Source organism: Paraburkholderia phenazinium (assembly GCF_900141745.1).
GTDB lineage: Bacteria > Pseudomonadota > Gammaproteobacteria > Burkholderiales > Burkholderiaceae > Paraburkholderia > Paraburkholderia phenazinium_B.
In genome coordinates, this window is record NZ_FSRM01000001.1 from 567,678 (window position 1) to 589,702 (window position 22,025).

21 protein-coding genes are annotated in these 22,025 nt (G+C 61.0%); 13 read left to right on the plus strand and 8 right to left on the minus strand.

What is annotated here, in order from left to right:
• Positions 1-19: 19 nt before the first annotated feature.
• From motA to flhD, 3 genes are all read right to left on the minus strand, one after another.
• A complete protein-coding gene (gene motA, locus BUS06_RS02735; RefSeq protein ID WP_074262880.1) occupies positions 20-880 on the minus strand; it encodes a flagellar motor stator protein MotA in 861 nt (286 codons plus the stop codon).
• A 179-nt stretch (positions 881-1,059) separates the two neighbouring features.
• A complete protein-coding gene (flhC, locus tag BUS06_RS02740; RefSeq protein ID WP_074262881.1) occupies positions 1,060-1,635 on the minus strand; it encodes a flagellar transcriptional regulator FlhC in 576 nt (191 codons plus the stop codon).
• 60 nt (positions 1,636-1,695) lie between these two features.
• Positions 1,696-2,019, minus strand: coding sequence for a flagellar transcriptional regulator FlhD (gene flhD, locus BUS06_RS02745; RefSeq protein WP_074262882.1), 324 nt, complete (start codon positions 2,017-2,019; stop codon positions 1,696-1,698).
• A gap of 711 nt (positions 2,020-2,730) precedes the next feature.
• Here flhD and BUS06_RS02750 point away from each other — a divergent pair.
• A complete protein-coding gene (locus tag BUS06_RS02750; protein ID WP_074262883.1) occupies positions 2,731-3,795 on the plus strand; it encodes a glycosyltransferase family 4 protein in 1,065 nt (354 codons plus the stop codon).
• Between the two features lie 227 nt (positions 3,796-4,022).
• Here the strand turns inward: BUS06_RS02750 and BUS06_RS02755 are convergent, their stop codons facing one another.
• Positions 4,023-4,325, minus strand: a complete 303-nt coding sequence (locus BUS06_RS02755) for an H-NS histone family protein (RefSeq protein WP_074262884.1) — start codon at positions 4,323-4,325, stop codon at positions 4,023-4,025.
• Between the two features lie 293 nt (positions 4,326-4,618).
• Between BUS06_RS02755 and aqpZ the strand changes: the two genes are divergently transcribed.
• Both aqpZ and BUS06_RS02765 read left to right on the plus strand, forming a co-directional pair.
• Positions 4,619-5,362, plus strand: a complete 744-nt coding sequence (gene aqpZ, locus BUS06_RS02760) for an aquaporin Z (RefSeq protein ID WP_074262885.1) — start codon at positions 4,619-4,621, stop codon at positions 5,360-5,362.
• Positions 5,363-5,536: 174 nt separating this feature from the next.
• A complete protein-coding gene (locus tag BUS06_RS02765; RefSeq protein ID WP_074262886.1) occupies positions 5,537-6,226 on the plus strand; it encodes a histidine phosphatase family protein in 690 nt (229 codons plus the stop codon).
• Here the strand turns inward: BUS06_RS02765 and BUS06_RS02770 are convergent.
• Both BUS06_RS02770 and BUS06_RS02775 read right to left on the minus strand, forming a co-directional pair.
• The gene (locus BUS06_RS02770; RefSeq protein ID WP_074265873.1) at positions 6,223-7,041 is read right to left on the minus strand and encodes a Cof-type HAD-IIB family hydrolase; all 819 of its coding nucleotides are present in this window, start codon (positions 7,039-7,041) and stop codon (positions 6,223-6,225) included. The genes BUS06_RS02765 and BUS06_RS02770 overlap by 4 nt on opposite strands.
• Before the next feature lie 63 nt (positions 7,042-7,104).
• Positions 7,105-7,998, minus strand: a complete 894-nt coding sequence (locus BUS06_RS02775; protein WP_074262887.1) for a glucosamine kinase nucleotide-binding domain-containing protein — start codon at positions 7,996-7,998, stop codon at positions 7,105-7,107.
• Positions 7,999-8,170: 172 nt separating this feature from the next.
• On the opposite strand from BUS06_RS02775, the gene BUS06_RS02780 reads away from it, so the two are divergent.
• Entirely contained in the window at positions 8,171-8,767 is a 597-nt protein-coding gene (locus BUS06_RS02780) for a DNA-3-methyladenine glycosylase I (RefSeq protein ID WP_074262888.1), read from the plus strand.
• 343 nt (positions 8,768-9,110) lie between these two features.
• Positions 9,111-9,536 (plus strand): hypothetical protein, encoded by a 426-nt coding sequence (locus BUS06_RS02785; RefSeq protein WP_074262889.1) that lies wholly within the window; start codon positions 9,111-9,113, stop codon positions 9,534-9,536.
• Between the two features lie 125 nt (positions 9,537-9,661).
• Here the strand turns inward: BUS06_RS02785 and rpsU are convergent, their stop codons facing one another.
• Entirely contained in the window at positions 9,662-9,874 is a 213-nt protein-coding gene (gene rpsU, locus BUS06_RS02790) for a 30S ribosomal protein S21 (RefSeq protein ID WP_074262890.1), read from the minus strand.
• A gap of 237 nt (positions 9,875-10,111) precedes the next feature.
• Entirely contained in the window at positions 10,112-11,065 is a 954-nt protein-coding gene (locus BUS06_RS02795; RefSeq protein ID WP_074262891.1) for an aldo/keto reductase, read from the minus strand.
• A 279-nt stretch (positions 11,066-11,344) separates the two neighbouring features.
• Between BUS06_RS02795 and BUS06_RS02800 the strand changes: the two genes are divergently transcribed.
• The 8 genes from BUS06_RS02800 to BUS06_RS02835 all read left to right on the plus strand — a co-directional run bounded on the left by BUS06_RS02800 (position 11,345) and on the right by BUS06_RS02835 (position 22,010).
• The gene (locus BUS06_RS02800) at positions 11,345-12,817 is read left to right on the plus strand and encodes a flagellin N-terminal helical domain-containing protein (protein WP_074262892.1); all 1,473 of its coding nucleotides are present in this window, start codon (positions 11,345-11,347) and stop codon (positions 12,815-12,817) included.
• A gap of 174 nt (positions 12,818-12,991) precedes the next feature.
• Positions 12,992-14,509 (plus strand): flagellar filament capping protein FliD, encoded by a 1,518-nt coding sequence (gene fliD / locus BUS06_RS02805; RefSeq protein ID WP_074262893.1) that lies wholly within the window; start codon positions 12,992-12,994, stop codon positions 14,507-14,509.
• 12 nt (positions 14,510-14,521) lie between these two features.
• A complete protein-coding gene (gene fliT / locus BUS06_RS02810) occupies positions 14,522-14,848 on the plus strand; it encodes a flagellar protein FliT (RefSeq protein ID WP_254368724.1) in 327 nt (108 codons plus the stop codon).
• Between the two features lie 256 nt (positions 14,849-15,104).
• The gene (locus BUS06_RS02815) at positions 15,105-17,972 is read left to right on the plus strand and encodes an O-linked N-acetylglucosamine transferase family protein (RefSeq protein WP_074262894.1); all 2,868 of its coding nucleotides are present in this window, start codon (positions 15,105-15,107) and stop codon (positions 17,970-17,972) included.
• A 6-nt stretch (positions 17,973-17,978) separates the two neighbouring features.
• Entirely contained in the window at positions 17,979-18,869 is an 891-nt protein-coding gene (locus BUS06_RS02820) for an NAD-dependent epimerase/dehydratase family protein (RefSeq protein WP_254368725.1), read from the plus strand.
• Positions 18,866-19,642, plus strand: a complete 777-nt coding sequence (gene rfbF, locus BUS06_RS02825) for a glucose-1-phosphate cytidylyltransferase (protein WP_074262895.1) — start codon at positions 18,866-18,868, stop codon at positions 19,640-19,642. Before BUS06_RS02820 ends, rfbF begins: the two co-directional genes overlap by 4 nt.
• Positions 19,627-20,769, plus strand: coding sequence for a CDP-glucose 4,6-dehydratase (rfbG, locus tag BUS06_RS02830; RefSeq protein WP_254368727.1), 1,143 nt, complete (start codon positions 19,627-19,629; stop codon positions 20,767-20,769). The genes rfbF and rfbG overlap by 16 nt, the downstream gene beginning before the upstream one ends.
• Before the next feature lie 17 nt (positions 20,770-20,786).
• Positions 20,787-22,010 (plus strand): class I SAM-dependent methyltransferase, encoded by a 1,224-nt coding sequence (locus BUS06_RS02835; protein ID WP_074262896.1) that lies wholly within the window; start codon positions 20,787-20,789, stop codon positions 22,008-22,010.
• Positions 22,011-22,025: the final 15 nt, after the last annotated feature.

A 22,025-nucleotide genomic window follows, 5' to 3' on the forward strand; every position in this document is an offset into this window, starting at 1 on the left:
CAGCCCCTGGTCCGCGCGGTTACTTGGCTTTCACGCGGCGCACGTGCTCTTCCAGCTCACTGAACGACGGGCGTTCAGTCGAGAAGAGCACCTTGCGGCCGAATTCGACGGCGATCGCCGGCGCGTAGCCATTCAGGCTCGCGAGGATCGTCACCTTGATGCACTGGAACATCTTGGTCGACTCGGCGACGCGCTGTTCCGCGACGCTCGAGAGCGGCCCGATCAGACCGTACGAAAGCAGAATGCCGAGGAAGGTGCCGACCAGCGCCTGGGCAATCATCTCGCCGAGCACCGCAGGCGGTTTGTCGGCGGAGGCCATGGTGTGCACCACGCCCATCACCGCCGCGACGATGCCGAACGCCGGCATGGCGTCGCCGACCTTGGCAAGTGCATGCGCCGGGGCTTCGCCTTCGGTGTGATGGGTTTCGATTTCCTCGTCCATCAGGCTTTCGATTTCGAAGGCGTTCATGTTGCCGCCGACCATCAGACGCAGGTAGTCGGTCAGGAATTCGATGATGTGCTTGTCGGCGAGGATCTTCGGATACTGCGTGAAGATCGGGCTCTTCGACGGATCGTCGATATCGGCTTCAAGCGTCAGCGTGCCTTCCTTGCGCGCTTTCGCCAGCAGGACGTAGAGGAGCGCCATCAGCTCCATATAGACGTCCTTGTTGTATTTGGACCCCTTGAAGAGGGTCGGAAGCACGCCCAGCGTCGACTTGATGGTTTTCATCCCGTTGCCGAGAACGAACGCGCCGACGCCGGCGCCCCCGATCATCAGCAGTTCGACTGGCTGCATCAGCGCGCCCAAGTGTCCGCCTTCCAGCGCATAACCGCCGAAAACGGACAACAGCGTCACGAGTGTTCCCACGAAAATCAGCACAGCCGAGCCCTCACAAGGAAGCGACGGAGACCGTCGTTAGACTGGTTTACGGCAACCGGGCGGAAAACTTTGGTGGAAAAGCAAGTTGGCGAGGCGGTGTAAACCACAGGCGGGGGGCGCGAGCGCGAGGCGGACGCCTGGGCTGCGATGCAAGCGGGGCGGGCCTGCCCGCCCGCGCCTCAAACTTCCAGTTCAGCGTCCAGTTCGGCGAGCTGGTTCGCGCGTACTTTCGCTTCGGCAACTTTCTTTGTCTTACCGGCGCGGGACGGCGGCTGGCACAGTCCGCAGACAAATCCGTGCTGGGGATCGTGCGCATGGGCGACGAACTGGCCGCCGCAGCGGCAGCACGAGGTCATCTGCAGCATGCCGGAGTCGAAAAAGCGCACCAGAGTCCATGCGCGGGTCAGGCTGAGGACCGGCTCGTCGTCGTGCAGATGGACGTGTTCCTGATACAGCCGGTAGCTCTTGACGATCGACTGGATCGTCTCGCAACCGCCATGGTCCGCCATGAAGCGGTAGATGTTATAGAACAGCGAGGAATGAAAGTTCGGCTGCCAGGTCATGAACCAGTCCGTCGAGAACGGCAGCATGCCCTTGGGCGGCGAAACCCCCTTCAATTCCTTGTAAAGCTTGATCAGCCGGTCGCGTGACAGGCTGGTCTCGGCCTCGAGCAATTGCAGACGCGCGCCGAGTTCGATCAATTCGATCGCCAGGGTAATTTCCCTGACTTCGAGTACTACGCTTTTAGTGGCCATGCGCTGCGCTTCCCGCGTCCTGGTGTTGCTGGTCGGTTTTGCCGCCGTAGAATGCCGGCCTCAGCCGATCTGTTCCACGGGCTGGCTTGCCATCAAGATCGCGGTATGCGCCTGAGCAACGGCGCTGCTGGTCTTGCCCTTGTCCGCAAGTGCGGACAGGACGGCGTGATCGTCGAAGCGAAAGCGGCAGAGAACCTGGCTGGATGCAGCCAGCTTGACGGTCTGTGCCAGAGACAGATTGGCAATCACATCGGCCAACTGATCCGATATACCCATGCGGAACATCCCCATGGGCTTGTCCTCACGCAGCAGACGCTGAGCGAGCAGGAGATAGGAGAGGTTCACTTCTCGTATCTCATTGAGCATGTCACTAGTGGTGCTCATGATTCCCCCGAGTCGATCTGGCTGGTCAGGCCGTTACGGAAACGTTTGCTCGAACGCGCGCACCGCACACCGCACGAACGGCTCGTTTATGGTCTTGCAAGCATTGTGTCTAAATGTAACTGCGACTGAAATCGGACAGACACCCCGTCTGATTGCCGGAATGTTCCATAAATTGTGTAGGAATTTTTCCTACAAAACGCGTAGCGCGGATGGGATGAAAGGTGAGTGACAGCTTTTGGGGATCGATCGGTGCGCGACCCCGCGCGGTTTTTTGCACCGTTACAGGTGCGAGCAAATTATAGATCTTTTTCACGCTGCGGCAACAATCGCTCGCTATTCGCGACGCATCGCGCCGCCTTTCAGGCCGGGGCACAAGGCGCGGCACGGTGCTTGCTGAGGGGTGTCGTGCCGGCTATGCTGCACCCCGGTCTCACCTGTTACGCACGGTGTTTCGCGCTGTAACAACATTAAGCGTTTGAAAAATAACTCGAATTGCGCCGGTCGATCCCGATAATGGCCTTAAGGGATAACCCGATGCAGTGCCGGGTTGCCACCGGGCGGCGGCCTACCGCGTCCGTCCGTCCGAAAGGTATTCGCTCTTCGCCCGATCCGGGCAGATTTTGCGAACGCCGTTACGAACCGCAACTTATGTTGCATGGGCTGGAGTGTTTGCTCTTAAGGGCCGACTCCAGCCGTCACAGGAGAGTACGCATGCGAATCGCACAAATAGCGCCCCTATACGAAGCCGTCCCGCCCAAGTTCTATGGCGGCACTGAGCGCGTCGTGTCGTACCTGACCGAGGCTCTGGTCGAGCTCGGTCACGACGTGACGCTGTTCGCGAGCGGCGATTCGGTCACCTCCGCCAAACTCGAGGCCGCCTGGCCGCGCGCGCTGCGCCTCGACCCGACGGTGCGCGACGCCATGGCGCCGCACGTCCTGCTGATGGAACGGGTGCGCAGCATCGCCCATGAGTTCGACGTACTGCACTTCCACCTCGACTATCTGCCTTTCCCGCTGTTCTCGACGATGGACACGCCGTTCGTGACCACCCTGCACGGCCGTCTCGACCTGCCCGAACTGCAGCCGATCTTCGATACGTTCTCGCAGGCGCCGGTGGTGTCGATTTCGGACTCGCAGCGTCTGCCGCTCAAGCAGGCCAACTGGCTCAACACCATTTACCACGGTCTGCCGGAAAATCTGCTCACGCCGCAGACGCACAAGAAGCCCGAATATCTGGCGTTCCTCGGCCGTATCTGTCCGGAGAAGCGCGTCGATACAGCCATCAAGATCGCTGCACAAAGCGGTCTGCCGCTGAAGATCGCCGCCAAGGTGGATAAGGTCGACCAGGAATACTTCAAGACGGAAATCGAACCGCTGCTGTCGCAGGCACACGTCGAATTCGTCGGTGAGATCAACGAAGCGCAAAAGCCGGAGTTTCTGTCGGGCGCCAAGGCGCTGCTGTTCCCGATCGACTGGTCGGAGCCGTTTGGTCTCGTGATGATCGAATCAATGGCCTGCGGCACGCCGGTGATCGCCTTCAACCGCGGTTCGGTGCCGGAAGTGATCGACCACGGCGTAACCGGCTTCGTGGTTGAGGACGTGCAAGGTGCGGTCGCGGCGCTGCAGCGGCTGGGCGACCTGTCGCGTACGGAAATCCGCGCCCAGTTCGAACGCCGCTTTAGCGCGAAGACAATGGCGCAGAACTATCTCGACGGCTATACGGCGCTTATCGAAGCTGAACGCCGTCCGATGTTGCGCCAGGTAGCCGTAGGCTGAACGGCCTATGCATCTGATGCCGGCTAAATACGCGAAAAACACCGTGTGAATCGTTTGCGCGAGCGGAACCGCGTCGATTAGCCGCTCATCTTCATAAAAGCCGCCTCTCAAAGGCGGCTTTTTTACCGCCCAATTCCAGCACAAATCTGATACATATTTCGCCGCTTAAGCTTCCCGAATGCCATTAACCTTCAGGAAGCTTTCGCCGTGACAATTAACCGCCGCGACTAAACCTGTTCGATCAGAAAGCGTTCGCGATTCTTGCCGGAAATCCACTTGGGCGGCTTGCCTCGTCCGCTCCACGTATTACCGGACTTCGGATCCTGATACTTGGGCGGCAGCGGCGCCTTCTTGGGCGGGCGTCCGCGCCGGGCGGCAACCGCAAAACCCAGGTCCTGGGCAGTCAATCCATACTCGGCAATCTTGCCGCGGATCTCCTCGATTACATTGCCGAGTTCAGTGCGTCGTGCTTCGTCCGCCTGAGCCTGCAGTCTGGCGATCTGCGCCTTAAGTTCTGCATATTGCGACATTTCCCTACTCCCTTTTTGTAGAACTCATTGTGACGCAGACTAGCCGTAATTACCGAATTTCGCAATGGACAGTAATACTCACAATTGAGGTATCGTCTGATAATTATTAAAGAGCGATGAATTGTTAAATCGATTCGGACTTTATCGGTAAATAATCCAAACTGCCTACGGCGACATTGACAATTCTTGACACCCGATTCGCCGATATTTCCCTAGAATTTGGCGCTCGGAGGTGGGTACCCGAATACCCATGTACCGCCTCCAGCAAGTCAAACTTTTTAGGATTCCATATCATGCAGTTGTCAAAGCGCCTCGCTGCCGAGCTGTTCGGCACATTCTGGCTCGTCCTCGGGGGCTGCGGCAGCGCGGTCCTCGCCGCCAATTTCGCCGGTCCGGTCCATGGGCTGGGCATCGGCTTTGTCGGTGTCGCGTTTGCATTCGGCCTCACGGTGCTGACCATGGCCTACGCCATCGGCCATATCTCGGGCTGTCACCTGAATCCGGCGGTGAGCGTCGGCCTGACCGTGGCGGGCCGCTTTCCGGCACGTGACCTCGTACCGTATATCGTTGCCCAGGTGGTCGGCGCCGTACTCGGCGCCTTCGTGCTGTCGTTGATTGCCAGCGGCAAACCGGGCTTCGACCTCGTGTCGAGCGGCTTCGCCAGCAATGGCTACGGCGATCGCTCGCCCGGCCACTACTCGCTGATGGCGGCGTTTATCTGCGAAGTGGTCATGACTGGCTTCTTCCTGTTCGTGATTCTCGGCGCCACCGACAAGCGCGCGCCGGCTGGCTTCGCGCCGATCGCCATCGGACTGTGCCTGACGCTGATCCACCTGATCTCGATTCCAGTCACCAATACCTCGGTCAATCCGGCCCGCTCGACGGGTCCGGCGCTGTTCGTGGGTGGCGCAGCTGTCGACCAGCTCTGGTTGTTCTGGGTCGCGCCGATCCTCGGCGCTGTGATTGCCGGTCTCGTGTATCCGGTTGTCGCGGCAAGCCGTGCGCCGCTCGAGTCGCGCTCTGCGCTGGCGGATTGACGAATCCGTAGCGCCAAAGGGCGAATCTATCTGCAAAGCGGGCGCTGTGGCGCCCGCTTCTGCTTTACGGACGGCCTTACGCACAGGCGGCCCTCAGTGCGAGCGACGCGCGGCAAGGCGTAGCGCCACTGCTAGAATCGTCCGACTTTCACACGGCTCGCAAAGAGGCTCCCGATGAACCGTTCCCGTCGATTCCTGCAAGGCGTCGCATTCTGGCTCGCGGCCTCGTGTGGCACCGCCATGTTGCCCGTCACCGCGCATGCGGCCAGCAGCCAGGCGGCCGGCACCGCCGTTGAAACGCTGGTGTTTGTCCGTCACGGCGAGAAGCCCGCGCAAGGGCTCGGTCAGCTCAATTGCCAAGGTCTTAACCGGGCGCTAGCGTTGCCCGCGGTAATCGCCGCCAAGTTCGGCAAACCTGACGCGATCTTCGCGCCGGATCCGGGCGAGCAGAAAAACGACGGTGGCCATCCTTATTACTATGTGCGCCCGCTGGCCACCATCGAACCCACCGCCATCCAATTCCAGATGCCGGTGCAAACGCCTTATGGCCTGACGCAGATAGACCGGCTCGGCGCCACGCTGATCGATCCGGCATATCGCAACAAGCTGGTGGTGGTGGCATGGGAGCACAAACTGATCGAGAAGCTGGTGCGCCAGATGGTGAGCGCTCATGGCGGCAACGCCGCAGACGTGCCGAAGTGGCACAGCGACGATTTCGACAGTATTTATATCGTGAAGCTCGACTGGCAGGGCGGCTCGCCGCGTGCGAGCTTCCAGCATAGCGAAGAAGGGCTGAATGGGCGGTCTACGGATTGCCCATGCGCGGCGTTGGCGCCCGCGGCGGCTTCAGATGCAGTGCATTAGGCAAGCTCATCGTCCATGGCGAACAGCTTGCGCAGGTGACGAGCGACGCCTGCTTCGAAGTTGTTGCCGATTCGCGGCACGTTCGGCAAGCGTGTGATCAGATCCGGGTTGGCGTTTTTCATCATGAACGGATGGCCAGCGGTTTCGAGCAGGTCGATGTCGTTCATGTTGTCGCCGAAGGCGATACAGCGGCCGGTCTCTACGCCGAGGCGGTCGAGCACGAACTTCAGCGCGCGGCCCTTCGACACGTTCGATGTCATGACCTCAAGGCAATCGGGCAGCGAGTAGGTGACATAGAGGGTGTCGCCGAACTCGCGTTGCAGATTGGCCGCGACCGGTGCGAGATCGGCCGGCTCGCCAATATAGAGCGCCTTTGCAATGCCCTCGCCGTGATGCCGCCGCAGGTCGGTCACTTCGTAGCTAAAGCCCGAATCCTTATGTAGACGCAAAAGTTCTGGCGCGTCCCGGTCGATGAGCCAATCGTGATCTGCAAACAGATTGACGATCACCCGCCCATGCGCGCCCGCGATTTCCGGCTGCACGAGCCGGTGCACGGTGGCGGGCGGAAGATCGTCCCCGTAGATCATGGTGTCGTCCGGCGCATGCACGCGCGCGCCGTTTGACGTGACCAGGTACGGCCGGATGCCCAGCAGATCGCGGATGCCCGCCGCGTCGCGGTAATGGCGGCCGGTTGCAATGATGAATTGCAGGCCGTCCGCCTCCAGCCGCCGAACCGTGGCAACGGTGAATGGGTCGAGTTGATGGTCTCCGTCGAGCAGGGTGCCGTCGAGATCGGTGGCAATGACTTGGTACATGGTGTGAGCAGCCGGCAGCATCGAAGGCGCCATTTTATCGTTGCTTGCGACGCTTTCCCCGGATTAGCCCGCCAGATTCAAACCGAGCCGCGCGGCTTCCTGCTGCGCAAGCTGCCACGCACCGTGCGCCGAATCGCCCAGCGGCGCGCGCAGCCGGGCCTGTAAATGCTGCGGTACGTAGTCGCGCAACGGTTGGCCGAGGCCACCGCACAAGGCCACCGGCAGCTCTCCGGACGCGTCTAGCGCTGTAATCATCTTGCCAATTTCTTCTCCGGCCTCTTTGAGCAGGCGCGCGGCGAAGGGATGGCTGGCATGCGCGATGACGATGGGCGCGAGACTCGCGTAGGCGGTCTGATTGGCGTTGCAAAGCCAGACAATCAGGCCGTCGCGATCTTGCGCGCCCACCCGTTCGAGCAGTGCTTGGGCCAGTTCATCCAGCGGCGCGCGGCCATCCAGCGCCTGCTGCGCGTACACGACTATGCGCAAGCCGAGCCAGGCACCACTTGCCTCATCACCAGACGGGAAGCCGAAACCGCTGGCGATCCGGTACTCGCCGACACCATCTGCCGCGGCAGCCACGCTGCCTGTGCCAAGCGCCACGATGACACCGTGCGCCCCGCCGTGCGCGCCGAGCAGGGTCGTGTAGGCATCGTGTTCCACGGCGAGACCCGCTAGCTTCGGCGCCTGGGCGTGAAACGCAGCAAGCCAGTCGGGGTTGTTGAATCCCGCCAGTCCGCAGCCCAGTACGCAACGCTCCCATTGCGGGGCGACCCCGGCCTGCCGGAAAGCCTCGGTGCAACCTGCCAGGATGGCCTGCCAGGCACGCTCGATACCGAGGCCCAGGCCGGACGGGCCACTAGCCGCCAGAGCCAGTTCGCGGCCGTGGGCGTCACCGAGTACGACACGCGTGCCGCTGCCGCCGCCGTCGACGCCGATCAGAAAGAGGTCTGTATTCATCAAGTGAGTGTGGGTGAAAAGAGTTGCCGAACCGGAATGCCGCATAGCGTGGCAGACCAGCGTGAATCCGGCAACTGGCCGAACGGCCGGCTTGCGATGCGCGGGCGTTCCGCTATGCTGGCAAAGCCCGGACGCGCCGGGATTTCGACACATCAAATGCAGGAGCCGGAACGTGACACAGCGATGCAACTGGGTATCGAGCGAAGCGCTCGCACACTACCACGACATCGAGTGGGGTGTCCCTTCGCGCGACGATCAACATCTCTTTGAAATGCTGGTACTGGAGGGCGCGCAGGCCGGTCTGTCATGGTCCACGATCCTCAACAAACGCAGCGGCTACCGTCGGGGATTCGCCAACTTCGATATCGACAAGGTGGCCCGCTTCACGCCAAAGCATGTCGACGCGCTGGTCGCCGATGAATCGATCGTACGGCATCGCGGCAAGATCGAAGCGGCCATTACCAACGCGCGCGCCGTGCAACAGATCCAGGCGGAACACGGGTCGCTGGCGCAGTTCATCTGGTCTTTCGTTAATGACACGCCCATCCAGAACGAATGGACCTCGTACCAGCACGCGCCGGCCTCAACGGAGATTTCCGACGCGCTGAGCAAGGGACTCAAGCGCTACGGCTGCAAGTTCGTCGGTTCGACGATCTGCTATGCATTTATGCAGGCTGTCGGCATGGTGAACGACCATCAGACCGACTGCGATTGCTACGCCCGCTGCGCCGCCCTCGGCAAAAAGGGGCGCAAGCGGAAGGCCGGCTGAGGCGCATCCGCGAGTTCCGGGGCCGAAGGTACGCCAGGCGCGTCGCCGGTCTCGGATCTGCGCCCCGGCCTCGTGTGGTTTTCGCCACACTTCGGACGCAAAACCCAGCGTCTGCGGGAAAGTCCTGAGCGCGCCCGTGCCGCCCCCTCACAGCCTTACCCAGCTTGGCTTTGCGGGCACTCCACCACCTGCAGATCTCTCGAATCGTGTCAAAATTGCGGACTTGCGCGCTGCACCGCTACGTTTTTACCTGATTCAGTCGTTATAACGATTGAAGGGACAACAACTGCGCTTGAACCACCCATGAATGACCGCTGCGCGTAGACGCAGGGGGAGAACAACCATGAAAAATCCAAACTTCCTGACGTATCAGGAGATATTCGACAAAGCCGTCAGCCATCTTGACGGTCAGGGGCGCGCCGCACTTCTGCCGCGTGGCGGCGGAGCCTATCGGGGTTACTGCGGTGGCTGCCCGGTCGGCAGCTTTATCAAGCCGCGCGACTATATGACGGCAATGGAAGGCATTCCGGTGCGCTATATCGGCAAAACCCCGATCGAAGTGCCTGCCTATATGGATGTCGGAGTGGCCGCACTCAAGAAAGCGCTGCTGCGAGCCCATATCAATATCTTCGACCCCGCCACCATCGACCTGCTAAGTTGCCTACAAAACGTGCACGACGTATTCGGCACGTGGGAATGGCAGGAACGGCTGGTTTCGATTGCCCGTCAGTTCGGCTTGTCCACAGCGCAGCTGAAAACCGCCGCCTGAGCCGCCATAAGGCTTCCCAGAAACATCCTCGGAAGCCTCGCTGGAATTGCTCGCCCAAATACAAAACGGCGGTGTGGCTTCTTGCGAAGCTCACACCGCCGTTCGGCTGTGCTTGAAAAGCGTGCTTAGTGCAGCTTTTTCGGCAGTTGCTGGCTACGCAGGCGCTTGTGCAGGCGCTTCACAGCAGCGGCCTTCTTGCGCTTGCGAGCCGTCGTCGGCTTTTCGTACGATTGGCGTTCACGCAGTTCTGCGATCAGGCCATTCTTTTCGATTGCGCGACGAAAGCGGCGGATCGCCACTTCGAACGGCTCGTTTTCCTTCAGAAGAATCGTCGTCATGTAATTCCTAACTAAATCGCTGGATACGGGTAATTGCGCAGTGGTGTGTGCCACGTACGCGCCGGCCTCCGGTCATTTCGCAACATGGCCAATAACAGGCAAACGAAACCATGAACGAAACGAAAGGCAAAGCGGCCACGGAGGCCGGAAAAGAGAGGTGGGGAGTTCACCACGAAACAGGCAAAGATCTCAATTCACTCCCGATGATATCAGGAAAATACCGTGCCTACCACCATTTTAGCCATTCCGCCAGGCACTTGCGTCATCCAGCAGACGCATGTCCGAGCCGGTCAGCATCAGGTGGACTGACGCCGCAAGGCTCTCGAGTTGTTGCACGGAAGTCGCGCTGGCGATCGGCGCCGTCACGCTGGGACGGGCGATCAGCCATGCCAGCGCCACCGTGGCGGGCGTGGTGCCGTGCTGGTCGGCCACGGTATCGAGCGCATCGAGGATGCGCGTGCCGCGTTCGTTCAGATACTTTTTGATGCCGCCGCCACGCGCGCTTTTCGCCAGGTCCGCGGACGAACGGTACTTGCCCGACAGAAAGCCACTTGCAAGGCTGTAATACACGACCGCACTGAGGTGCTCTTCCAGAATGACCGGTTCGAGATCGGTTTCATAAGCCTCGCGGTCGTACAGATTATATTCGGGCTGAATAATCTGGTATTCCGGCAGACCGTGCTGCCGCGACACCGCCAGCGCCTCGCGGATACGCGCGCCGCTGTAGTTCGACGCCCCGATCACCCGCACCTTGCCGGCCTCGATCAGGCGCTGATAGGCGCCCAGCGTCTCGGCGAGCGGGGTATCGGCCGCGTCCTTATGCGAAAAATACACGTCGATGTAATCGGTTTGCAGACGCCGCAGCGAATCTTCAACGGCCGCCTGGATGTTGCCGGCGCTCAAACCCTTGCGCTCCGGGTGGTTGCCCACCTTCGTAGCCAGCACGATCTGGTCGCGCTTGCCGCTGCGGCGAAACCACTTGCCGAGAATTGTCTCCGACTCCCCGCCCCGATTGCCAGGCACCCAGGCGGAATAAACGTCGGCGGTGTCGATAAAGTCGAGACCGGCGTCGACGAAGGCATCGAGGATCGCGAACGAGGTCGCCTCATCGGCGGTCCAGCCAAATACATTGCCGCCGAACATGACCGGCGCCACCTGCAATTCCGAATTGCCAATCCTGCGTCTTTGCATGATTTCTCCAGGGAATGCGATTTGGAAAGAAAAAGAATACGCCGACTTTTCAACCTCCGTCGTCGGCGCCAACAGCCTGCCAACAGGCCGCTTAAACCGGCTTTCGACCGTCCGGCACCGTAATTCCTGGTAAGACAATTAGGTCCGAGTTGAACAAAGTCCCTCAAGTTTTTTTTTCTCACGCCGACATCCTGCTCAGAGGCGGCCAGCAATGAACGAGTGCACCGCCCATGTCAACGTGGCAGTAACTTTAGGGCAACAGCCTCTTGGGAGATTTTCATGCTCAGCATTAACAGTAATATCAGCTCGCTGGTGGCTCAGGAAAACCTGAACAGCTCGGGCGATGCGCTCCAGCAAGCTATTACTCGCCTCTCGTCGGGTAAGCGTATCAACAGCGCGGCAGATGACGCTGCTGGCCTGGCGATTTCTACAACGCTGCAAACGGCAATCAACGGCCTGAACCAAGGCGTGTCGAATGCAAACGACGGCGTGTCGATGGTGGAAACGGCTTCGACCGGTTTGAGCCAGATCACGCAAAGCCTGCAAACGATCCGCTCGCTCGCCAACGAGGCAGCAGGTGGCTCGCTGTCGTCGACCAACCAGGCAGCCCTGCAACAGGAAGTGGCGCAGCAAGTTGCTGAAGTGAACCGCCTGGCTTCGCAAACGACGTACAACGGTATCAACCTGCTGAACGGTTCGGCTGGCCTGATCAACGTTCAAGTCGGCTCCAACGTCGGGCAGACCGTTGCCCTCGACCTGAGCCAAGGTGTGTCGGCTGCTTCGCTGGGTGGTGGTTTCGTGCAAGCCGGCAACACGCTCGGCACGATCACGGGTCTCGACCTGACCTCGACCGGCGCAGAAAACACCAGCGGTGCTGCTGGCGCGATCACGCAAATCAACGTGGTGTCGAACGGCACGGGCGGCTTCACGTTCACGGACCAGAACAACCAGGCTTTGTCGAGCACGGCTGTTTCGAACCTGTTCGTGACCACGACGTCGAGCAGCGGTATTCAGTCGCTTTCGCTGGCAACCAGCGCCGCCGCAACCAACGGCCTGAGCCTGACCGGCGAAATGACCGGCATTCAGACTGCTGCGGCTGCTTCGTCGTCGACGACGGCGGCTGGCACGGTGTTCGGCACGATTTCGGGCATTGACGTCGATCCGGACACGGGCCTTGACGCTGCAGCTGGCACGGCTAACGCAATCACCTCGGTTACGGTCGAAGCAAACGGCAACGGCGGCATCGAGTTCGTCGACCAGAACGGCAACCAGTTGACGACGGGTGCGACGGCCGGCCTGTTCACCACCAGCGGCACGGGCATCTCGTTCGCCACCACGCCGACCAGCACGTTCGGCAGCACGGCTTCGGGTACGGGTGTCGGCGGCGGTCAAACGTCCGGTACGCTGCTGTACAGCGTCAACGTCAACAACGCACCGACGTCGGTTTCGGCGATCAACATCAGCACGACGCAAGGCGCCAACCTGGCGATGGAAACGGTCGACAACGCACTGGCTACCATCAGCAACATTCAGGCAACGCTGGGTGCAGCACAGAACCGCTTCACCGGCATCTCGACGTCGCAGCAAGATGAGTCCACCGACCTGTCGAGCGCACAATCGCAGATCACCGATGCGGACTTCGCGCAAGAAACGGCTAACCTGAGCAAGGCACAGGTGCTGCAACAAGCGGGTATCTCGGTGCTGGCACAAGCCAACTCCAACCCGCAGCAAGTTCTGAAGCTGCTGCAGTAATCGGTAAGTTAGCAATAGCGTGAGCAGTAGACGCGGGTGAGCCGGTCGTTACACCAACCGGCTCATCCGCGAAAGCATTTGAAACGGGAGGCTTGTCCTCCCGCCTCGCATACGGACCCGACACCTTAGACACGACACCAGTCGCGTGGTCCACGCCACGTACGGAGTTTATTCATGTCAACTATTTCGAGCGCGACGTCTAGCGCATCCGCCGCCGCCTCCGCGGCCCTGGCAGAAGCGGGACAGTCGCTCATTTCCGGTTCGACGGGCAATTCCTCGCTGGATGTCAACTCACTCGTGTCGACACTCGTCAACGCGAAGGTTGCGGGTCAGACAGCAGCGCTGGAAACCGAATCGGCAAACGACACAGCTCAGCTGTCCGCGATCGGATCGCTCTCGGCCGTGTTGTCGGAACTGCAGATCGGTCTCGCGCCGCTCTTCAACGGCTCGCTGCAGTCAAGCTTTACCGCGACCGCTAGCGGCACGGGCATCACGGCAACTGCCGGCACCGGCGCCGCGGCCGGCACATACACAATGATCGTGTCGCAGGTCGCAGCCTCGCAGAGCATGTCGTCAGGCGCCTTCAGCACCGACCAGGCAGCGGCCATGGGCACCGGGACGCTGGCCGTGTCGATCGGCGGCAAGTCGATGAACGTCAATATCACCTCATCGGACGATTCGTTGAGCGGCATCGCTGCCGCCATCAACAGTCAGGCCTCGACCTCGGGCGTCGCCGTCTCGGCCTCCGTCGTCACCGGCTCGAACGGTTCCCACCTGGTGCTCAGTTCGACGGCGACGGGCGCATCGAACGTCATCAACGTCAGCGTCAGCAACGTGTCCGGCGACAATGGGATATCGAGCCTCGGCGTCACGTCGACCGCGGGCAACGACTCGGGTACCTCGTCGTCGATCACCTCCGCGGGCAGCATCGCATGGACCCAGAACACATCAGCAGCAGACGCCGAGTTCACGATCAATGGGACCGCGGCCACTAGCGCCAGCAATTCGATCACGTCGGCCCTGTCCGGTGTGACGATCAATCTGACGGCCGCCGCAGCCGAGTCGGCTAACTCGACGCAAACAATCACCGTCGCAACGGACACGTCGACCCAGATAAGCGATATCGAGAACTTCGTCACGGAGTACAACAACGTCGTAAGCGCCATGTCGTCGCTGTCGTCGTTCTCGTCGGCCGGATCGAGCGCGAACGGGGCACTGGTGGGCGACTCGATGCTCACCACGATCCAGACCACGCTGGGCAATATCGTGAGCGGCACCACCGGGGGCTCGACGCTGGGCGCACTGGGCATTTCGCTGCAATCGGACGGCCAGTTGACGATCGACACGACCACGCTCACCAACGCGGTCACCAACGATCCCGCGCAGGTTGCGTCGGTTTTCAACGGGACGAACGGCATCGCCGAGCAGTTGAACACCAGCATCAACGCGTTCACGGGGACGAACGGCGTTATTGCCGACCGTTCGACCGAGCTCAGCGACGACATGACGAGCGTTCAGACCCAGCAGACGGCGTTGGCGGCTTACACGGCGCAATTGACCTCGCAGTACAACAACGAGTTCACCGCGCTGAACAACCTGATGGCGACGACCAACTCGGATTCGGAATACCTGACCCAGTTGTTCGGCGGTGCTAACAGCGCGGGCGCCATGGCGACCGCAAGCTCGGAGTAAAGGAGCCCTTAAATGACGGCAGAACGCAACGATATGGACCAGACCCAGCTCGTCGAGCGGGTCTACGAACTGACTCTCGCTATCGGCCATGCAGCGAGCCTCGCCGACTGGCAGGAAGCATCGCGTCTGGCCGACGTGCGCTCGCCGTTGTTGATGTCGATCCGCGCACAGCAGACCACGGCTTCGCTCGAACTGATCCGCCGGATCCAGTCTCTCGACAACGCACTGATGCAAGACGCCAGGTCATCGCGAGACGAAATGGAAACGGAATATCACGCGGCGATACAGCGCAGCCGTTCGGCGAGCCAGTATCAACGGATGGCGCTGCTGCGGAGATAGAACAGCCGCTGTTCCTTAGGGTTTTCCATCACAGAATAACAACAACACGCTGTCGTTCAGGCGTGCTCGTTCGCCTCAAGCCCGCTTCGCGCGGGCTTTTTTTCGTCCTCCGTCAGCACGGCTGAAACAGGCGGGACCAGGCGCGAAAAGCGGGCAAATCTGCCCTTTACTCGCCGGATCGCAGAAACCGAAGATCTCTAGACTCTCTACATCAAGATCGCCGTACGACTGTTCGGACGCGCCAGAAAGGGAAACAATGAGTACCGATGTCGACTTGCAGATAGCGGTGGTCCACCATCGAGCAGAGCAGTTCCCGGAAGCGGAACAGCTCTATCGCGCCATCCTCAAGACCCAGCCGAACCATCCGGAGGTGAACCATAACCTCGGGATTCTCGTCGTCCAGCTGAAGCGGCCCGCGGAGGGCCTGCGTTTCCTCGAAACCGCAGTTGCCCTGTGCCCTGAACGGCGCGACTACTGGGCCGCCTATGCCGATGCGCTGGTTCTCGCAGGACAACGCGAGCGGGCAGCTCAGGTGCTTGAATCGGCGCGGGAGCATGGTCTGGTATTCGACGCCATTGCCGCCGCCCCGGAGCAGTCTGGGGGTGAACCGGCCGCCGAACCGATGGATGCGGTCGCAAACGAATTCATTGCGACGCTCGAAACGCTTTCCGCAAAGGGACTCAACGACAGCTTCGAGCAACTCGCGCAACAGATGGTGCAGTTGCTGCCAGAGCACGGCTACGGCTGGAAAACGCTCGCTTATGCGCACCTGCGACGAGGCGATCTCGCCGGGGCACTGTTGCCGCTTACCAGAGCGACTTCCCTCCTGCCGTACGACGACGAACTCAAACGCTACCATCGGGCGGCCGCCGCGATGGAGGAAGGCCTGGCGCTCGACGCGAAGCGGGACTTCGTCAATGCCGGCAAATCCTTGCAGGAAGTACTCGCCGTCTATCCCGATCATCCGGATGCCAATCACAAGCTGGGCGTCATCGCCATCCGGCTGGGGCAAGCCGAGGCTGCTGTGCCTTACCTCGAGCGCGCGTTGGGAAGCGACCCGAACAAGATGCAGTATTGGGCCAATTACGTCGACGCCCTGGTGCAGGCCGGGCAGATGAAGGCGGCCTGGATGGCGTTGCAGATGGGACAGCAGCGAGGGCTGAGCGGCCCTGCAGTGGATCAGCTGATTGCGATCATGACGGCGATGTCGACGACGGGTTCCTACAAGATCCGGCCGACGCAGCCCTCCACGAATGCGGACACGGCTCCGGCTGCAGATGCCGCACCGGAATCCGGACCCACGCCCGAAGCCGCCTCGTCCTCAGCGCCGGAGGCTGTGCCAGACAGAAAAGAACTCGAGGGCTATGCCGCGCTCTACAACACCGGACGCACCGACGAAGCGCTCATCGCCGCGCGAGGACTCGTCAAACGCTATCCCAGCCACGGATTCGGCTGGAAGCTGCTGACCCTGATCCTGTACAGCCTCGGCAAGTACAACGAAACGATGGAATACATGCCCACGGCTCTCAAGCTGTGGCCAGACGACATCGATCTTCTGCAAGCGTCGGCCGCGATCCATGAGTCGAGAGGTAAGCACGTCGAAGCTGAAGCAGCATTGAGAAGCCTGTTAAAGCTGGACCCGAATCATCTGGAAGGGCTTCGCGTGCTGAGCATCGTGCTGATGTCTCTCTCGCGCGTGCTGGAAGCGGAAGAGGTCTGTCTCAAGGCGATGCAGGTAGCGCCGAAATCCGCGCTTGCCCATTGCACGCTCGGCGTGCTCTATATCAAGCTCGGTCGACTCGTCGAAGCGAGCGACTGTTTCCGCCGTGCCATCAAGCTCGATCCGGATCACGATCTTTCGTACAACAATCTGGCGTTCTGTTACACCGCGCGGGAAGATGTCACGCCTGCCGAAGTATTTGCCGAACACATCCGCTTCGGCGACCACTTCGAGCGGCCGCTCAAGCCTCATTGGCCACAGCACGACAATTCGAAAGACCCCGATCGGCAACTTCGGGTCGGCTTTATCTCCGGTGACTTCTGTCACCACGCGGTCGCCAATTTTATCGAGCCGTTACTGATACACCTTTCCAAAGACCCGAGTCTCTCGCTGTACGCGTACTCGAATACGCCGCGACGCGACCATGTCACGGAACGGATTTGCACACTCTTTGGCACCTGGTACGACCTCTTCGGTCAGAAAGACGATTACGTGACGGATCTGATTCGCGGGGATCAGATCGATATCCTTATCGATCTGTCCGGACACACGGCGAATAACAAGCTGCTCACGCTCGCACGCAAGCCAGCGCCCGTTCAGGTCTGCTGGATCGGCTATCCGGGCACAACGGGCCTGAGCGCGGTGGATTACTTCCTCGCCGACCGGTTCTGGGTACCCTCCGAGCAGTTCAGAAACCAGTTCACCGAGAAGATCGTGTATCTTCCCGCGGTCGCGCCGTTTCTGGCGGACCAGATGAGCCCGCCGCCCAACCTGCTGCCGGCGATGTACAAAGGGTATGTCACGTTCGGCAGCTTCAACCGTGTGGACAAGATTCGCCGCGAGGTGATCTCCCTGTGGTCCGAATTGCTTCACGCCGTACCCAACTCCCGGATGATGATCGGCGGTATGCCGGGCGACGGCAGCCGCGGCAAGTTCACCGAATGGTTCGCTGAGGACGGCATTGCGGCTGAGCGCGTCGAGTACCAGGCGCGTGCAAGTGTGCCGGTCTATCTTCAGCAGCATCATCATGTGGATATCTGTCTCGACAGCTTCCCGTACTCTGGCCTCACCACCGTCCTTCACTCGCTATGGATGGGTGTACCGACACTCACAATGCCCGGCCAGACCGTACCCGGTCGCAGCGGACTGACGGCAATGTCTCACGTCGGACTCGAAAACTTCATCGCGACCGACAAGCAGGACTATGTACGCCGCGGTGTCGCGCTGGCCTCGGATGTCGCGGCACTCGCCGTGCTGCGTTCGGGCCTGCGCGCGCGCTGCCAGCAATCGCCGATGTTCCAGCCGCAGATCATCGCCGAAAGTGCCACACGGGCACTGCGTGTGATGTGGCGGCGGTGGTGCGCCGGCCTGCCCGCGGAATCCTTCGACGTGTCCAACGTCTGACGCACGATGATCAAAGTCGCAATCACCGGCGCCACAGGATTTGTCGGCCGACACGTACTCACCGCACTCGCCGCGCATGACATCGAAGTCGTCGCGACAGTTCGAGGCGAGCGCCCGGATACGCCACAGATCCGCAACGTCAGATGGGTGACACTCGACGTCGCGTCGGCGCCGCCCAATGCATTTGAATTGCTTGGGAAGCCTGACGTATTGATTCACCTCGCGTGGGGCGGTCTGCCGAACTATCGCGCGCTGCGTCATTTCGAAGTGGAGCTCCCGGCGCACTATGCATTCCTTCGGCAACTGAGCGCGGCCGGCCTGAAGTCGTTGCTGGTTGCCGGCACGTGCCTCGAATATGGATTGCGCAGCGGCGCACTCAGCGAGACGGACCCGACATCGCCCATCACGCCGTATGGATTCGCCAAAGATGCGCTGCGTCGGCAGCTCGAATATCTGCAGCGCAATGGCGAGTCCAGCTTCGCGCTAACGTGGGCCCGTCTGTTCTTCATGCATGGCGAAGGGCAAGCCGCTACGTCCCTGCTTCCGCAACTCGAGAAAGCCGTTGCGCAAGGTGAAGCAAGCTTCAGGATGTCGGGTGGCGAACAGTTGCGCGACTACCTTCCCGTGAATGAGGTCGCGGCAAAACTGGTCGCACTGGCGCTCAGGCAGCAGAACGTCGGAATCGTCAACGTCTGTTCCGGCACACCGCGTTCCGTGCGCAGCCTCGTCGAGCAATTCCTGCAGGAGCGCCAAGCGAAGATTGCGCTCGAACTCGGCCACTATCCTTACCCTGACTACGAGCCCATGGCTTTCTGGGGCGCGCGAGACAAACTCGAGCGCGCACTGAAGGACTCAGGTACGGCTCAATCGTCATTCTCATCAAGCGAACCAACATGAAAGTCGTGATTCTCGCTGGCGGGCTCGGCTCGCGACTGTCCGAAGAGACGCAGTCCCGGCCCAAGCCGATGGTAACCGTCGGCGACCGGCCGATTCTCTGGCACATCATGAAGATCTACGCCTCACATGGCATGACGGACTTCATCATCTGCTGCGGCTACAAGGGCTATGTCATCAAGGAGTATTTCGCCAACTACTTCCTGCATTCGTCCGACGTCACCTTCGACCTTGCGAACAACAGCATGGAGGTACACCAGCGCTACGCCGAACCATGGCGCGTCACGCTGCTCGACACCGGCGAACACTCGATGACAGGCGGCCGTCTGAAACGCGCATCGCACCTGCTGCGGGACGAGCAGGCGTTCTGCTTTACATACGGCGACGGCGTAGGCGACGTCAACATCACCGAACTGGTGCAGTTCCACAAGCGCCACGGCCGTCTCGCGACCGTGACCGGCGTGCAACCGCCGGGACGTTATGGTGTCCTGCAGTTCGCAGAAGACGAAAACGCCGTAGTCGGCTTCGCGGAAAAGCCGCAGGATGGCTCTTCGTGGATCAACGGCGGCTACTTCGTGGTTTCGCCGCGCGTACTCGACTTCATCGAAGGCGACTCGATGCCCTGGGAAGACAAGCCGATGCAACAACTCGCCTCAGCGGGCGAACTGCAGACGTATCGGCACGACGGCTTCTGGCAACCGATGGATACGCTGCGCGACAAGATGCAACTCGACGCGATCTGGGCGACCGGCAACGCGCCATGGAAGACCTGGTGATGATGACGCCGAGTTTCTGGTCCGGACGCAGGGTCTTCGTGACCGGCCATACCGGATTCAAGGGAAGCTGGCTGTGCCTCTGGTTGCAGCGGCTTGGCGCGCAGGTGACCGGGTTCTCGCTCGATGCGCCGACGCAGCCGTCCCTGTTCGAAGAGGCCGAAGTCGCGCGTGAAATCCAACACATTGTGGGCGACGTGCGCGATGCGGCTGCGCTGCGCAACGCGATACAGCATGCGCGCCCTGAGGTCGTCTTCCACCTCGCCGCGCAGTCGCTGGTCCGGCAATCGTATGCGGACCCGGTCGAAACCTATTCGACGAATGTGATGGGCACCGTCCACGTGCTCGATGCCGCGCGTCATGTCGAGAGCGTGCGCGCCGTGGTCAACGTCACAACGGACAAATGCTACGAGAATCTCGAGACGCGCCGCGCGTATATTGAAAGCGACACGCTCGGCGGCCGCGATCCGTATAGCAACAGCAAGGCCTGCTCGGAACTCGTGACAGCGGCGTTCCGGCAATCGTTTTTCGCACACGGCCACGGCCACAGTGACGGCACTGCAACGCGCGCTGGAATCGCTAGTGCACGGGCCGGCAATGTCATCGGCGGCGGCGATTGGGCAGTCGACCGGCTGGTGCCGGATCTGCTGCGCGCGTTCGACCGTGGCGAACCGGCTATCGTGCGCCGCCCTCACGCAGTGAGGCCGTGGCAGCACGTGCTTGAACCGCTTGCAGGATATCTGGCGCTTGCCGAACGTCTGCATGCTCAGCCTGAGCACTACTCGGGCGCGTGGAATTTCGGGCCGCGTCCCGACGATATGCGAGCCGTCGACGAGATCGCCGAGGCATTGACCTCCGCGCTCGGCGAAGGCGCGAGTTTCGTCGTACAGCAAGAAGCCGACGCTCCGCACGAAGCCGGCCTCCTGCTGCTTGACGCCAGCAAGGCGCGCGGCGAGCTCGGTTGGGAGTCGCTGCTCAAACTGGAAGAAGCGCTCGTCTGGATTGCGCAGTGGCACCGCGCGCGGCAACGCGGCGAAAGCGTGCGACACATCACGCTCGAACAGATCGGGCAATACGAAGCCAGGATCGGCAGGATGACGGCCCATGGGGCCACGTTCGCTGCCGGGTAATTGCGAGGATTGAAGTCTTGAACTGCCGCCACTGTGGTCAACCCCTTACGTTCCCGTTTCTCGATCTCGGCTTCGCACCGCCTTCGAATGCCTATCTGACCGAGGCCGATCTGACGCGGCCGGAACGCTACTATCCGCTCAAGCTTTTTGTCTGCGATGCCTGCTGGCTCGTGCAGACGGAAGATTACGCCGCGCGCGAGGCGCTGTTCGATGCGGACTATGCGTACTTCTCTTCGGTATCGGAAAGCTGGCTGGCGCATGCGCGGCACTACGCTGCGTCGATCACCGAAGAGCTGTCGCTCGGCCGCGACTCGTTTGTGATCGAGGTGGCGTCGAACGACGGCTACCTGTTGCGCAATTTCGTCGCAGCGCAGATCCCTTGTCTGGGCATCGAACCGACCGCGAGTACAGCGGCACGCGCGGAGGAACTCGGCGTTCCGGTGCTACGCGAATTCTTTGGCGAGCAACTGTCGCGTACGTTGGTCGAACGTGGTCAACTGGCGGATCTGATCGTTGGCAACAACGTGTTCGCCCATGTGCCGGATGTCAACGACTTCACCAAGGGTCTGAAGACTGTGCTGAAACCCGGCGGCACCATCACGCTGGAGTTTCCGCATCTCGTCAACCTGATCGACGAAGTGCAGTTCGATACCGTTTATCACGAGCACTTTTCGTATTTTTCGCTGCAGGCCGTCGAACATATTTTCCACGCGGCGGGCCTGCGCGTCTGCCGCGCCGATCAGCTGAAAACGCACGGCGGAAGTCTGCGCGTATTCGGTTGTCATGCTGACGATCCACGCGTGGATGACGTTTCCGTCGAACGCATTCGCGCGCTCGAACAGGAGCGCGGCATCACGCGGCTCGACACCTATCGGGATTTCCAGCAACGCGTCGACGAAGCCAAGAACGGTCTGCTACGCTTTCTGCTCGACTGCAAGGATGCAGGGACCAAAGTCGGCGCCTATGGAGCAGCAGCGAAGGGCAACACGTTCCTCAACTATGCCGGCGTAAAACCGGATCTGCTGCCTTATGTGTGCGATGCGGCACCGTCCAAGCAGGGCAAATTCATGCCCGGCAGCCACATCCCGATCATCTCGCCGGCAGAACTCGCCCGTGCGAAACCGGAAGTGGTATTGATCCTGCCGTGGAATATCTCGGATGAGGTCGTCGCACAACAGAAGCCGGTGCTCGGTTCAGAGGTGCGATTCGCGGTAGCGTTGCCTCGCGTCAGGTATCTGTGACGCGAACGGTGCGGC

Coding starts and splice junctions, on each gene's coding strand:
- flhC (WP_074262881.1), bottom strand. CDS start 1,635: ATGGCCACTAAAAGCGTAGTACTCGAAGTCAGGGAAATTACCCTGGCG.
- flhD (WP_074262882.1), bottom strand. CDS start 2,019: ATGAGCACCACTAGTGACATGCTCAATGAGATACGAGAAGTGAACCTC.
- BUS06_RS02750 (WP_074262883.1), top strand. CDS start 2,731: ATGCGAATCGCACAAATAGCGCCCCTATACGAAGCCGTCCCGCCCAAG.
- BUS06_RS02755 (WP_074262884.1), bottom strand. CDS start 4,325: ATGTCGCAATATGCAGAACTTAAGGCGCAGATCGCCAGACTGCAGGCT.
- aqpZ (WP_074262885.1), top strand. CDS start 4,619: ATGCAGTTGTCAAAGCGCCTCGCTGCCGAGCTGTTCGGCACATTCTGG.
- BUS06_RS02765 (WP_074262886.1), top strand. CDS start 5,537: ATGAACCGTTCCCGTCGATTCCTGCAAGGCGTCGCATTCTGGCTCGCG.
- BUS06_RS02770 (WP_074265873.1), bottom strand. CDS start 7,041: ATGTACCAAGTCATTGCCACCGATCTCGACGGCACCCTGCTCGACGGA.
- BUS06_RS02775 (WP_074262887.1), bottom strand. CDS start 7,998: ATGAATACAGACCTCTTTCTGATCGGCGTCGACGGCGGCGGCAGCGGC.
- BUS06_RS02785 (WP_074262889.1), top strand. CDS start 9,111: ATGAAAAATCCAAACTTCCTGACGTATCAGGAGATATTCGACAAAGCC.
- rpsU (WP_074262890.1), bottom strand. CDS start 9,874: ATGACGACGATTCTTCTGAAGGAAAACGAGCCGTTCGAAGTGGCGATC.
- BUS06_RS02795 (WP_074262891.1), bottom strand. CDS start 11,065: ATGCAAAGACGCAGGATTGGCAATTCGGAATTGCAGGTGGCGCCGGTC.
- BUS06_RS02800 (WP_074262892.1), top strand. CDS start 11,345: ATGCTCAGCATTAACAGTAATATCAGCTCGCTGGTGGCTCAGGAAAAC.
- fliD (WP_074262893.1), top strand. CDS start 12,992: ATGTCAACTATTTCGAGCGCGACGTCTAGCGCATCCGCCGCCGCCTCC.
- fliT (WP_254368724.1), top strand. CDS start 14,522: ATGACGGCAGAACGCAACGATATGGACCAGACCCAGCTCGTCGAGCGG.
- BUS06_RS02815 (WP_074262894.1), top strand. CDS start 15,105: ATGAGTACCGATGTCGACTTGCAGATAGCGGTGGTCCACCATCGAGCA.
- BUS06_RS02820 (WP_254368725.1), top strand. CDS start 17,979: ATGATCAAAGTCGCAATCACCGGCGCCACAGGATTTGTCGGCCGACAC.
- rfbF (WP_074262895.1), top strand. CDS start 18,866: ATGAAAGTCGTGATTCTCGCTGGCGGGCTCGGCTCGCGACTGTCCGAA.
- rfbG (WP_254368727.1), top strand. CDS start 19,627: ATGGAAGACCTGGTGATGATGACGCCGAGTTTCTGGTCCGGACGCAGG.